The organism is Phycisphaerae bacterium, from assembly GCA_024102815.1.
In the GTDB taxonomy this organism is placed as follows: Bacteria; Planctomycetota; Phycisphaerae; order UBA1845; family UBA1845; genus JAGFJJ01.
Genome location: JAGFJJ010000022.1, coordinates 83630 through 96191, shown reverse-complemented (window position 1 = coordinate 96191; position 12562 = coordinate 83630). Strand labels below are relative to the sequence as shown.

Annotated in this window: 10 protein-coding genes and 1 tRNA gene; 5 read left to right on the top strand and 6 right to left on the bottom strand. The window is 61.6% G+C overall.

Annotated features, from left to right (window positions below; all coding sequences use genetic code 11):
• Positions 1 to 12 precede the first annotated feature (12 nt).
• Entirely contained in the window at positions 13 to 1698 is a 1686-nt protein-coding gene (locus tag J5J06_06585) for a tetratricopeptide repeat protein (GenBank protein MCO6436736.1), read from the bottom strand.
• An 84-nt stretch (positions 1699 to 1782) separates the two neighbouring features.
• Positions 1783 to 2370 (bottom strand): TetR/AcrR family transcriptional regulator, encoded by a 588-nt coding sequence (locus J5J06_06580; GenBank protein ID MCO6436735.1) that lies wholly within the window; start codon positions 2368 to 2370, stop codon positions 1783 to 1785.
• Between the two features lie 244 nt (positions 2371 to 2614).
• Between J5J06_06580 and J5J06_06575 the strand changes: the two genes are divergently transcribed.
• The 5 genes from J5J06_06575 (at position 2615) to J5J06_06555 (ending at position 6435) form a co-directional block, all read left to right on the top strand.
• On the top strand, positions 2615 to 3163 hold the full coding sequence (locus J5J06_06575) for an OsmC family protein (protein MCO6436734.1): 549 nt from the start codon (positions 2615 to 2617) through the stop codon (positions 3161 to 3163).
• A 124-nt stretch (positions 3164 to 3287) separates the two neighbouring features.
• Positions 3288 to 4133 carry an SDR family NAD(P)-dependent oxidoreductase gene (locus J5J06_06570; GenBank protein MCO6436733.1) on the top strand — a complete coding sequence of 282 codons (846 nt, stop codon included), beginning with the start codon at positions 3288 to 3290 and terminating at the stop codon, positions 4131 to 4133.
• 64 nt (positions 4134 to 4197) lie between these two features.
• Positions 4198 to 5739, top strand: coding sequence for a tRNA (N6-isopentenyl adenosine(37)-C2)-methylthiotransferase MiaB (gene miaB / locus J5J06_06565; GenBank protein MCO6436732.1), 1542 nt, complete (start codon positions 4198 to 4200; stop codon positions 5737 to 5739).
• Positions 5740 to 5815: 76 nt separating this feature from the next.
• Complete coding sequence (locus J5J06_06560; protein ID MCO6436731.1) at positions 5816 to 6160, top strand: ATP-dependent Clp protease adaptor ClpS; 345 nt, start codon at positions 5816 to 5818, stop codon at positions 6158 to 6160.
• A 203-nt stretch (positions 6161 to 6363) separates the two neighbouring features.
• Positions 6364 to 6435: transfer RNA gene (locus J5J06_06555), tRNA-Gly, on the top strand.
• Positions 6436 to 6735: 300 nt separating this feature from the next.
• Here J5J06_06555 and J5J06_06550 read toward each other — a convergent pair.
• The 4 genes from J5J06_06550 to J5J06_06535 all read right to left on the bottom strand — a co-directional run bounded on the left by J5J06_06550 (position 6736) and on the right by J5J06_06535 (position 12236).
• On the bottom strand, positions 6736 to 7188 hold the full coding sequence (locus J5J06_06550) for a tyrosine-type recombinase/integrase (GenBank protein MCO6436730.1): 453 nt from the start codon (positions 7186 to 7188) through the stop codon (positions 6736 to 6738).
• Between the two features lie 85 nt (positions 7189 to 7273).
• Positions 7274 to 10387, bottom strand: coding sequence for an efflux RND transporter permease subunit (locus tag J5J06_06545; protein MCO6436729.1), 3114 nt, complete (start codon positions 10385 to 10387; stop codon positions 7274 to 7276).
• Positions 10384 to 11571: an efflux RND transporter periplasmic adaptor subunit gene (locus tag J5J06_06540; GenBank protein ID MCO6436728.1), complete on the bottom strand. Its 1188-nt coding sequence runs from the start codon at positions 11569 to 11571 to the stop codon at positions 10384 to 10386. Before J5J06_06540 ends, J5J06_06545 begins: the two co-directional genes overlap by 4 nt.
• On the bottom strand, positions 11568 to 12236 hold the full coding sequence (locus J5J06_06535; GenBank protein ID MCO6436727.1) for a TetR/AcrR family transcriptional regulator: 669 nt from the start codon (positions 12234 to 12236) through the stop codon (positions 11568 to 11570). The genes J5J06_06540 and J5J06_06535 overlap by 4 nt, the downstream gene beginning before the upstream one ends.
• Positions 12237 to 12562: the final 326 nt, after the last annotated feature.

Here is a 12562-nt window from a genome sequence, read left to right as displayed (position 1 = left end):
TAGCGCTCCGGCCTACGTTGTCGGCACGCACTTGCAGCTTGATCCGATGGGCGTGTCGGCGCGGGACCAGACCTTGCGAAAGCGCTGTTCGACACGGGCGGCTTCCGCATTGGCGCCGCGGGCGCGGAGGCAGCGGCTCAGGCCGTAGAGCGACCAGCCGTTTTCGGGCCAGTTCTCCAGATCTTCCCGATAAACCTGCTCCGCTTCGGAATAGCGGCCTGCGTCAAGCAGGACGGCACCGAGCGTGTGCCGCACGGGCTGCATCCACTCCGGAGGTTCCATGTAGCGGAGCTGGTCCTCCAGCTTGATCGCTTCGCGCAACTCGCTGACCGCCTTGTCAATGTCACCCTTGCGATAGGCCAGTTCGCCGTTGATGAAATGCTCCCCGATGTCGAGGACGTCGTGCGCGGGACTGATGGCCATGACCGCGTCCGGAGGGATCTTCCCGACGGCCTCGCGGTAAGCGGCCTGCTCCTTTTCCGCTTCCTTGATTTTGCCTTTGGCGGCATAGGCGACCGCTCGATTCATGCGCCACATGGCCGTGGTGATTGGCCAGTATTTGGGCGGTGCCGGCTCCTTGAGGATGTCGTCCCAGCGGCCGAAACGCTTTAACGCGTCGTACTTCGCGCCCATGTAGGGGTCTACGAAGGCCGCCTGTTCGCGGGCAAAGTCCTTGGGGACGGTATCCACGACCTGCTCGGCGGCACGAAGGGCCACCTCGGCCCGGCCTTCCATCGTGGAGGCAAAGCAGAGCATATGCGCGTTGTGGGCCATGTAGACGCTGTAAATCCCCTGCTTGGGCGACAGGCGGCGATAGGCATTGTCGGCCTTGATGGCTTTTTCATTCTGGATCGACGCCATTGCCCACCGGCCGGTCAGCACGTCGATATGTGAGGGCATGTGCAGGAGATGGCTCGAGGCGGGGACCATGTCACGGAGACGATTGGCGGCGTCGTTGGCCAGCTCCGGATGCAGCGACGGCTCGATGGTGTGGATGTACAAGTGGTTCGCGCCGGGATTCTCAGGATCCATCACCAGAACCCGATTCAAAACCTGGATGATGGTTTCCGTGCCCGGCTGCGGCCTGCCGTCCTTCGTCCAGAGATCCCACGGGCGAAGGTCCATCATCGACTCGGCATACAGCGTTCCGACATCGGAGTCGTCGGGATATTTCTCCCAAACTTCAGCCATGGCTTTTGCGTAGGCCTGGTCGAGAGAGGACCGATCTTCCGGCTGGGGGTCGGCGTATCGCGCGGCGAGGGCGTTGATCAGGGCCTGTTCGACGGGCGTTGCGTTTCCGGCAGTTGCCTGAGCCTTCTGAAGTGCGTACCAAGCCGCCTTTGCGCGATCCGGCGGAACCATGGGGAAGTTGATGTGCGGTCCGTTGCACAAGGCCACGCCCCACCAGCACATGGCGCAATCCGGGTCGAGCTTGGCGGCGTACTCGAAGGAGCGAATGGCCTCGTCGTGGTTGAAGGCGAATGCCCACGTGAGCCCTTGATCGAAGTACCTCTGTGCCTCGGGTGAATTCGTAGTGACCGCGCGTTTGTGCGGGCCCATGCCTTCGAATAGTGGGGGCGGCGAGGAGAGAGAGCGTTGTGCCGACGCGGAATAGCCGGCGGATTCCTTCTTGCCCTGGCAGCCCGCAAAGAAAGTGAGTGAAATACAGAGCAGCAAGGCCACGTGTCTGGGATTCATTTCTCTCCTCCGGGATGGAACAGGCTGACGCAACATGGTCTCTATCCTGGCTACCGAGCCTCGTCAATTGAGCATGCGTAACATTCATTGTCCGGCGGGGCTTGCCGCGGGCAGGTACTTTTCCATCAGCATTCGGGCGATCCGCTTGGCAATGGCCGACGTGTCCGGATTGCCCGTAATCTGTCGTGTTACATAGGCTCCCTCGAGGACGAGTGACATCTCCTGGGCAAAGGCCTTGGGGTCGGCCGCGCCGGCGTATCCAGCAAGTTCGCGGATGATGTCCTCCATAGCCTTCTTGTGTTCGGCGGCGGCGATATGCGCGGGATCATGGCGCCGCGGGAACTGCACGGCAACGTTGACGAAGAAGCAGCCATTGTATTCGTCCTGAACAAGGAACTCCTCGACGACGTCGAACATAGCCTCAAGCTGCCCGCGGGGCGTATCACCACCGGTCTTCCGGAGCATGGCGCAGAACGTGTCTCGCCACCACCGGTCATGCCAGCGAAGCACTTCACTGACGAGGTCATCCTTGCTCTCGAAGTGATTGTAAAAGGTCGTCTTGGTGACACCGACAGTCGAGAGAATGGCATCCAGCCCCACGGCGTGGAAGCCCTGCTCGTAGAACAAGTCGTGGGCCGTACGGATCAATCGCTGACGCGTGTCCTGCGCCATGGAAATGCCCCTTGGGGATGGTCCGATCTGGTTTTCTGCCGCCTTCCGGTGCCCGAGATAACAGGGGAGTACCGCAAGGTTGACTCGAAGTCAAGGTAATTTGGACCTTCAGTACACTCCCTTTGAGCCTGTTTTGGTGCATCTTATAGGCGTGCCGCGAGGATGACGGAGCAACGAAGCTCGCTCGCGGACAGACGTGCCGGGCCGGCACAGGACCAAGAGGAGATGAATCATGCAGGCGACGATGACGAGCAAGATCAACGGAATCGACACGGATGCCCTGAAGGCGACGATGGAGGCGATCCGGCAGGACCACGCCAAGGGGATGGCACGGTTCAACGTGACCACGGCGTGGATGGGCGGTACGCGGAGCGAGACTCGCGTGGAGAACTGGGGCCTGGGCGGTCAGGTTCTCCCCAAGAACTTCACGATCAGGATTGACGAGCCGCCGGAGCTTCTGGGGACAAACACGGCAGCCAACCCCCAGGAGTACCTTATGGCCGCGATGAATGCGTGCATCATGGCCACATGGGTCGCGGCGTGCTCGATGCAGGGCATCGAGCTGGAGAGCCTGGAGATCGATTCGTGCGGGGAGCTGGACCTGCGCGGCTTCCTCGGGTTGGACAAGAAGATCAAGCCGGGTTACGACGAAATCGAGTACACGGTGCGGATCAAGGGCAATGGGACGCCCGAGCAGTATGCGGCCGTCCACCGTTGGGTGGAGGCGACTTCGCCGAACTATTTCAACATGGCCAATGCGATTCGCATGAAGGCCAATGTGGTGACGGATTAGGCGGCGGGGCACCCCAACTGAGGGCACGCACAACGAGCGGTGCGGGCGGGTCCATCCTGTCCGTGCCGCTTTTCTTTGGTATAGTCCTGTTGTTTGTGCCGTTCGGTTCATGGGGAGTTCCGGCATGGGCTATGATTTGCGGAATCGCGTGGTGCTCGTCACCGGGGCGTCGAGCGGCATCGGGGAGGCGGCCGCGCGCGCCTTTCATGGGGCGGGCGCGAGGGTCGTCGCGGCGGCGCGCTCGCTTGAGAAACTCAAGGCACTGGCCCAATCGCTTGGCGGGGATCGCGTTCTTCCGGTTTCCATGGATGTGACGGACGCGTCGGATCGGGGGCGCGGATTGGCGCAGATCCGCGAGCGATGGGGCGGAGTGGACGTCCTGGTGAACAACGCCGGTTGGGGGAGCTTCGCGTCGGTCCTGCGTATGCCCGAGGAGCATCTGGATCGCATGCTGGCGCTTAATTTCGCGGCGCCGATTGCGTTGATCCAGGCCGTGCTGCCGGAGATGATCGATCGAGGTTCGGGGCAGATCATCAATATTTCATCGGTGGTGGGGCACCAGCCCATGCCGCGTATGGCGTCGTATAGTGCCACGAAGGCGGCGCTGAATGCGTTGTCCACGGCGTTGCGCCTCGAATTGCGGGGCACGGGGGTGGACGTGCTCCTGGTCGCGCCGGGTTCGACGAACACGCCGTTTTTCGAGGTTGCCGGGAGCGTGGATGTTCGGGCGGTGCGGCTCGGGCAGGCGCAGTATTCCCCGGAGCGCGTGGCGCGGGCCATTGTCACGTCGTCACGGCGGCGTCGGCGAGAGGTGACGCTGACGCCGGCCGGTAAGCTGATCGTGTTCATTAGGCGGTTCTCCCACCGGTTTGCGGATTCCCTGATCTACCAGACGGCCAAGCATGCCATGCCGGAAATGAAGTCCTCGCAGGGGTCCTCGCGGGAGGGTGCGGAACCGACTCCTTCGTAAATGGCATCAGGAGCGTCCCTCCATTAGTATATAACGCGCGGGGCGCGCGCCCCGGGGAGGCATTATGAGTGAGCGCCCGCGCCGGCTCTATCTGGAAACTATGGGCTGCCAAATGAATGCGCTCGACAGCGAGCTCGTCATGGGGCGCCTTCGCGCGCTCGGATTCGAGTCAACCTCGGACATGGCGAATGCCGACGTCGTGCTGATCAACACATGCAGCGTGCGCGATCATGCGGAGCAGAAGGCGTTGTCCCGACTTGGGGCGCTTCGTCGACCAAAAGAGCGCAACCCGGACATGGTGATCGGGATTCTGGGCTGCATGGCGGAGCGCGATCCGGACGGCATATTGCAGCGGATGCCGCACGTCGATCTGGTGTGTGGACCCGGGGAGTTGAACAAGGTCCCGGCGCTGATCGAGGAGGTGACGGCGTCGCGGACCCGGGCAGTGGCGCTGGCGCAGTCGCAGTCGCGGAAGAACACGCCGCTGAATCGAGCGCTGGAGTTCGACTCGATGGAGGCGCTTGACCTGTCGCGCGACCCGGAGTCGGGTGCGTCCGTGTTGCAATCGTATATCCGGGTGCAGCGCGGGTGTGACAAGTTCTGTACCTTCTGCGTTGTTCCGTTTACGCGCGGCCCGGAGCGGAGCCGACCACCGGGGCAAATCGTGGACGAGGCGCGCATGCTCGTCGATCGCGGGGCCAAGGAAGTCACGCTGCTCGGGCAGACCGTGAATAGCTATGTTCATCCAGAAGATGGGCGCGAGGTACGATTCGCGGAGCTGCTGGAGCGCGTAGCGGGCGTTTCCGGGCTGGAGCGTGTGCGCTTCGTAACGAGCTATCCCGGGGATTTCACGCACGATATTCTGGAAGTGATGCGCGACGTCCCTCAGGTCTGCGAGTATCTGCACCTGCCCGTGCAAAGCGGAAGCAACGCCGTGCTCCAGCGCATGCGCCGACAGTACACCGTCGAGCAGTACGTGGAGCTTGTGGATCGGGCGCGGGAGACCGTTCCGGGACTGACCATTGCGAGCGATTTCATCGTCGGATTCTGCGGCGAGACGGAGGAGGAGCACGAGGCGTCGCAATCGCTGGTGGAACGATGCCGGTTCAAAAATATCTTCGTGTTCAAGTATTCGCCCCGGCCAGGGACCGTGGCCGACAAGCGGCAAGCGGATGACGTGCCTGATGAGATCAAGCGGCGGCGCAACGTCGAGATGCTCAAGCTGCAGGAGTCGATTTCGATTCAAGCGAACCAGTGTTGGCTGGGCAGGGCCGTTGAAGTGCTTGTCGAAGGTTTCAGTAAAGCGGCGCTTCGGGCACAGGAGGCAGAGCAAACGCGTGGCGAAGAAGTGGGTTGGAAGCGGAGCGATCAACTGGTCGGCCGGACGCGCGCGGATCACATTGTGGTGTTTCCCGGTGAAGCGCAGCACATCGGGCGGGTCGCGTCCGTGCGGATCGTCGCGGCGACCGCATTGACGTTACACGGCAGGCTGATTGACCATGGAGACGTTGAGATCGGCGGATCGGAAGGGCGCGATTCCGCGGCGAATTCTGATCCGTTTTCTCAGGGACGCGCAGGGGGCGCGTTGCCTGTTCTTCGAGCGTGATGTAACAGGGGACTTCGTTCGACGACGTGTTTGATGGACGTTGGCGCGAAATCTCAGGTGGGGTAGACTGAGAACTATGAACTCGACAACGGTCAGTCCGGCGCCTCGGCCGACCTTGCCGGCGCCAAAGAAAGAGAAACCGCCGCAACGACCCAAGCTCTACAATGTCATCCTTCTCGATGACAACGACCATACCTACGACTACGTGATCGGCATGCTGGAGAAGTTGTTCGGGTATTCGGCCGAGCAGGCTTATCAACTGGCATGCTCCGTCGATACAACCGGTCGCGTGGTTGTGGAGACGGCGCCGCTGGAGCGGGCAGAGTTCAAGCGCGACCAGATCCATGCCTTCGGGCGGGACTGGCGCATTCCGCGGTGCTGCGGGAGCATGACGTCGATTGTGGAGCTGGTCTCGAACTAGGCGGACGGCGGGTCCGTTGCCGCGGAGTGTGCGGTGGGATGGAGGGCGAGGTTCGATAATCGGCCCGTTCGGCGCCGGAATCTTGCACTCGAGGCACGCCGTGGGCGACGTTGGTTTGGATCGCTGCCGAATTCGGGGTTGTTCCATGGGGAGGCGGGATTGACATGCCCCGGCCGGCCTCGTACGCTTTTGTCGAATTGGCTGCGGGTGTAGCTCAGTGGTAGAGCGTCACGTTGCCAACGTGAATGTCGAGGGTTCAAGTCCCTTCACCCGCTGTTTTTGAAGGCCGTTGTCCACGAGCGACAACGGCGTCCAACTCTTGACGGGTGCGCCGTTTACGGCGAGCCCGTCGACCTTCCCACAAGCCCTCGGAAAACTCCCCGTTTTGCCACCGGTGGCCTCGGATTGACGGCCGTGGACGCGCGTACGTGCAAGGTTTAGTGCAAGGTGAACTCCGGCGTCACCGGAAGGCGTTGCGCGCGTACCACAAGTCACAAGCGCGAAGTTGCCGCCGTTTGGCTCCTATCTGGCGACTGCTGAGGTTGTGCAAACGCGCGACGTTCGGTCCATTGTGATTATGACATGGCTTGACGGAGCGCGGGTTGGTCAGGGGTGGCAGGCAGCGCCGGCAGGGCGTTGATAGCGCCGGCGACGTCGAGCAGTTTGGGGTCGGTGTAGATGTTGGCGGTGAGCTCGGGCTTGGAGTGACGCATCGCTGCCTGAGCCGTGCGAAGCGGAACGCCGGCCGCGCAGAGGTGGGTGCCGAACGTTACGCGCAACGCGTGTATATCGACGAAGCGATTGCGCTCGTCGCGCTTGGGGATTCCGGCGACGGCGAGATCGCGGTCGAAGATCCGTGTCAGGCCGGACGGAATGTGGAATAGGGGGGCGGACGGGGGCAGTCGGGCAGGGATGGGATGGCCTCGACGGCGTGCAGAATCCTGAGCTTCGCAGAGCCGGTCATTCAGCCATTCGGAGATTCCCTCCGGATGCTTCGTGCGCTGGCAGCATCCGCTCGATGACGGCATCTGCACAGGTGATTCCTCATTCGACGGTACGGCAATTAGGCGAGACAGCCCTACTGGCAGCGCCACAGCACGGAAATTCTGTCGCTCAAGTCGCCGAGAAAGCGGTGTGCAGCAACGCTGAACGTGTTCCGCGGCGCAACAACCACGTCTGAAACCACTCCATGTACACGTAAAACACGGGCGTTACAAAGAGGGTGAGCGACTGAGAGAATAATAATCCACCCACGACCGCCAGTCCCAAAGGCTGGCGCGATTCCGCGCCCGCGCCCAGTCCCAGCGCAATCGGAATCGTCCCCATGAGTGCCGCCATCGTCGTCATCATGATCGGGCGAAATCGCACCACGCAAGCCTCGAATATGGCGTCGCGAGGAGGCAGGCTCCGATCCCGCTGTGCTTCCACGGCGAAATCCACCATCATGATGCCGTTCTTCTTGACCAGGCCAATAAGCATGATGACGCCGACAAAGGCGTAGAGATTCAGGTCGACATCGAAGACCATGAGCGTCAGCAGTGCCCCGAAGCCCGCGAACGGAAGGGCCGTGAGGATGGTTATGGGGTGCAGGTAGCTCTCGTACAGAATCCCCAGTACGAGGTAGATCACGAGAATGGAAATGATGAGCAGCGCTTCGAGCCCCTTCAATGAGGACTGGTAGACCTGCGCGGTACCCTGGAAACTCCCGATGACCGTGGCCGGCAGCATGGTCCGGGCGAGGTTCTCGACCTCGTCCACGGCCGGGCCCAGCGAATATCCTGGTTTGAGATTAAAAGAAACAGTCGCCGCGGGTAGTTGGCCCTGGTGATTGATGGCCAACGGGCCGACCGTGCGCGTGATCTTCGCAATTGCATCCAGGGGTACGAGCGTCCCGTTCGCGGCCCGGATGTGCAATTGGGGGATATTCTGCGGCTGAGACTGGTATTGCGACTGGACGCTGATGATAACCTGATACTGATTGTTCGACCCGTAGATCGTGGAGATTTGCTTTGATCCGTAGGCGCTTCCCAGTGCCAGCTCGATCTGCTCCGGCGTGATGCCCAGCATGGCAATCTTGTCGCGATCAATATCCACGTGCACCTGTGGCGAACGCAACTGCAGATCGGTAGTAACGTCCTGGAATCCGGGTAACTGCTGCATTCGGTCGGCGAGGTCGGGCACCCGCCTGTACAATTCCCCGACATCGGGTCCCTGCAGGGTGTACTGGTATTGGCTCTTTGTGAGATGTCCGCCCAGTCGAATCGGCGGGAGATTTTGCAGGAACGCTCGAATCCCCGGAACGACGGCCAGTTTCACGCGCAGATCCTGGATGATCTCGTCGACGGACTCCTTTCGCTCGGATCGCGGTTGGAGGCGAAGGAACAGCACACCCGTGTTCACACTGGAGGCGCTACCTCCCCGAAATCCAATGCTGGAGAAGAAGCTCTTGATTCGCGGATCCTTCTGGAGAATATCCGCCAGCGCCTGCTGATGGCGGACCATGGAGTCAAATGAAATTCCCTCGGACGCTTCGGTCTGGATGAAGATTCGCCCGGTGTCTTCGCTGGGCAGAAAACCTTTAGGAATAATTCGATAGAGGTGGATCGTGGCGGCGAGAATTGCCGCGGAAATGGTCATCGTGATAATGTGGTGGCGAAGCACCCACCGCAGTGAAGATTCGTACACAGAAAGCGCCGTGTCGAAGACCCGCTCCGTCGCGCGATAGAGCAACCCGTGCCGCGTTTCCGTTCTCGCTCGCAGAAATCGGCTGCAAAGCATCGGCGTCAGCGTGAGGGAGACGAACCCGGAAACGAGAATCGCCACGCCGATGGTCACCGCGAATTCACTGAGCAGGCGTCCCAGGATTCCCCCCAGGAAAATGACCGGAATGAACACCGCGGCCAGCGATAGGGTCATGGAAAGTACGGTGAAGGCGATCTCGCGCGAGCCGTCCAGCGCCGCGCGCATCACTTGCTTGCCTTGCTCGAGGTGCCGGACGATGTTTTCCAGCACGACAATGGCATCATCCACCACGAACCCGACCGACAGCGTCAGCGCCATCAACGAGAGGTTGTCCACGCTGTAGCCCAGCAGATACATGACGGCGAACGTGCCGATCAGCGACATGGGCATGGCCACGCTGGGTATGAGCGTCGCCGAGATGTTCCGCAGGAACAGGAAGATCACCATCACCACCAGGCCCAGCGTGAGCATCAGCGTGAACTTCACGTCCCGGACAGACGCGCGAATCGATTCGGACCGATCGTAGAGCACGTCAATTGAGACCGACGCCGGCAATTGCGCCCGAAAGCCGGGTAGCAGCGCTCGAACGCGATTCACCACTTCAACGGTGTTCGTCCCCGGTTGACGCTGTACGGCCAGGACGATGCCGCGGACGTCACCGTACCAGGCGGCTGTCTTGTCGTTTTCAACACTGTTCTCGATTGTGGCTACTTCATCGAGTCGCACCGGATTGCCGTCCCGATTGGCAACCACCAGCGGAGCGTACGCCGCCGCATCCTTGAGTTGACCGTTGGCTTCCACCGTGAACGCCTGGTGTGTTCCGTCAAGCACGCCCGTGGGTAGATTCACGTTCGCTGATCGTACGGCCGCGACGACCTCATCGATGCCAATTCGCTTGGCCGCGAGCGCGTCTGGGTTGACCCGGATGCGCACCGCGTATTTCTGTGCCCCGTAGACCGCGACCTGCGCGACGCCCGAGACCGTCGAGATGCGCTGAGATAGGTTCGTCTCGGCATACTCGTCGATCGTGTACAAAGGAAGCGTTTCTGAAGTAACCGCGAGGTAGAGCACCGGCGCATCGGCCGGGTTCACCTTCTTGTAGGAGGGGGGCGTGGGCATGTCCGGCGGGAGCTTGGCCTGCGCCCTGGCGATGGCCGCCTGAATATCCTGCGCCGCGGCGTCGATATTTCGATCGAGTGCGAACTGAACCGTGATCTGCGACGAGCCCAGAAAGCTGGTTGACGTCATCGAATCCAACCCCGCGATCGTCGAAAACTCCCGCTCCAGCGGCGTCGCGACCGACGACGCCATCGTCTCCGGACTCGCCCCTGGAAGATTGGCGGTCACTTGGATCGTCGGAAAATCCACGTTGGGCAGGTCGCTGACCGGCAGCACCCGGTAGCTCATGATCCCGAAGACCATGATCCCCAGCATGACCAGGCTGGTCATCACCGGACGGCGAATGAACGGCTCTACGATGTTCACCCGGGTACCCCTTCGGCGGTTACCGACGGCAATTCGGAATGTTCAACCGCGCGCACCTTCGAGCCGGGAAGCAACCGCAACTGCCCATCGGTCACCACTGCGTCCCCGACCTCGACGCCGGCTTCGATCACCGTCTGGTCGGCCACATTCGGGCCAACCGTCACCGACCGCATCTCCACCGTGTTGTCTTTCCCCGCCACAAAGACGAAGCTCCCCTTCTGCCCGGTTTGAATAGCAGGGGAGGGCACAACAACGGCCTGACGCAGCATCGAGAGGGTTACTGCCACATTGACGAACCGTCCCGGCCAGAACTTGAGGTCATCGTTCTGGAAGACCGCCTTCATCAGCACCATCCCGCTGTCCGTGTTCACCTCGTTGTCGATGAACGTGAGCTTGCCTTCCGCCCGGGTACGCGCGTCGTTGGGAAACGCCGCCTCGACGGCCAGCGGGCCCGACGCCAACTGCTTCCGGACTGCGGGCAGGTGCCGCTCGGCCACGGAGAAGTTCACGTAGATTGGACTGAGCTGATTGATCGTGACGAGCGCGGTCTCGTTTTCTTTGACGATGTTCCCGGGGTCCACCAGCAGATTTCCCGCACATCCGTCGATCGGCGAGCGGATCTCGCAGTATTCCAGGCGGAGTCGCGCATCGTCCACTGCCGCCCGATCCGCCTCGACCTGCGCCCGCGTCGAATCCGCGTTTGCCTTGGCCTGATCGCGCTCCCGGTCCGCCGCCATGTTCCGCTCGAACAGACCTTCAATCCGCGCGTATTCCTGCTCGGCGTTCAGTGCCAGCGCCTGATCCTTCAGCAGCGTTGCCTCCGCAAGCCGCAACGCCGCTGCAAACGGCCGCCGGTCGATGCTGAACAGCAGATCACCCGCTTTGACCTGCTGTCCTTCATCGAAGTGAACCCCGACAAGCTGACCCTCGACCTGCGACCGGATCGTGACCGACGCCATTGACTCCGCCCAGCCGATCGCCTTGACCTGGATGGGAACATCCTCGCGAACGGCTTTCGCCAGCGACACCGGTACGGCCGACTCGTCACTGGTGTTGTTGCCCGACGTCGCTGCTGCGGATAATGCCGTGTCGTTGCATCCCGCGCACCAACAGCCGCCAAACGCGATTGCGCTGGCCACGACAAGGCATCGAAAGACGAACGATGACCGTACGTGTCGATTCATGGTGATTCCGCCTCCGGCGCTGTCGCGCGCCGCCGCCGCTCTTTGTCAGAGAGTAAGCCATTGAGAACGATGTCCACGATTTCGTTGGCCTGCTCGGCCGGCGGTTTCACTCGCCCCGCGAAGAAATTCGTGAACATGGTTCCATACGCGAGATTGCTGATCGCGCTCGTAATCGCTTCCACCGGCAGATCCCGGACCCTTCCGTCGGCGATCAGGTCCACGTAGAGTTGCCGCCACCGGGCCAGATTGGCTTCACGGTGTTCAAAGTAGGTGGGCTTCCTCCTTCCCTTGAAAACCGCCCGCTCTTGGATGACCAGTTCGGCGAACTCGGGACGTTCGTCAAAGAACTGCAGATATGCGGAGATCGCCGCTGCGATTCGCGCCAACGGGTCTTCAACAGGGGCAATCGCGGCATCCACGGACTCGCGAATGCAACGCATGCCCCGGTCCGCCGCTGCAAGGAACAGCTTTTCCTTGCTTGGGAAGTAGCGGTAGATCGTCCCTTTTCCCACGCCGACCGCGTCGGCGACGACCTGAATGTCCGTGCCGGCGTAACCTCGTTGGGCGAAGATCTTTGCCGCGGTATCCAGAATCTGGCTGCCGCGGCGGGCGGCTAGATCCGGATCAACCGGCCTGCCGCGGCCCTTGGTCTTGCCAACTACCATGAGTGCCTCGGATTATTCGACGGACTCGTCCGTCAGCTAATTATAGCGACTGGACGATCGTTCGCCATCCTGCTTTTCGACCGCTTTTCAATAAACTGGCCAGTTCAGCAACATCGTCGCCTCGGTTGGCGGTGATGTCGTCGTCGTCGGCGCGATTGGCCACGTCGTCGTGTCATCGGACGAGTCGGCGTTCAGCGCCGAGATTTCCAGCGCACCCCTTTCTCAGCGCGACTACGCGATCCTCCACGCCGGCCTCGCAGGCCCCGGGAAGTAGGCCATCCTGGGATTGCATGGACGGCGACGCGGGCAGGTCCAATGGCCTTATG

Coding starts and splice junctions, on each gene's coding strand:
- miaB (MCO6436732.1), top strand. CDS start 4,198: ATGAGTGAGCGCCCGCGCCGGCTCTATCTGGAAACTATGGGCTGCCAA.
- J5J06_06540 (MCO6436728.1), bottom strand. CDS start 11,571: ATGAATCGACACGTACGGTCATCGTTCGTCTTTCGATGCCTTGTCGTG.
- J5J06_06535 (MCO6436727.1), bottom strand. CDS start 12,236: ATGGTAGTTGGCAAGACCAAGGGCCGCGGCAGGCCGGTTGATCCGGAT.
- J5J06_06570 (MCO6436733.1), top strand. CDS start 3,288: ATGGGCTATGATTTGCGGAATCGCGTGGTGCTCGTCACCGGGGCGTCG.
- J5J06_06560 (MCO6436731.1), top strand. CDS start 5,816: ATGAACTCGACAACGGTCAGTCCGGCGCCTCGGCCGACCTTGCCGGCG.
- J5J06_06575 (MCO6436734.1), top strand. CDS start 2,615: ATGACGAGCAAGATCAACGGAATCGACACGGATGCCCTGAAGGCGACG.
- J5J06_06585 (MCO6436736.1), bottom strand. CDS start 1,698: ATGAATCCCAGACACGTGGCCTTGCTGCTCTGTATTTCACTCACTTTC.
- J5J06_06550 (MCO6436730.1), bottom strand. CDS start 7,188: ATGCCGTCATCGAGCGGATGCTGCCAGCGCACGAAGCATCCGGAGGGA.
- J5J06_06580 (MCO6436735.1), bottom strand. CDS start 2,370: ATGGCGCAGGACACGCGTCAGCGATTGATCCGTACGGCCCACGACTTG.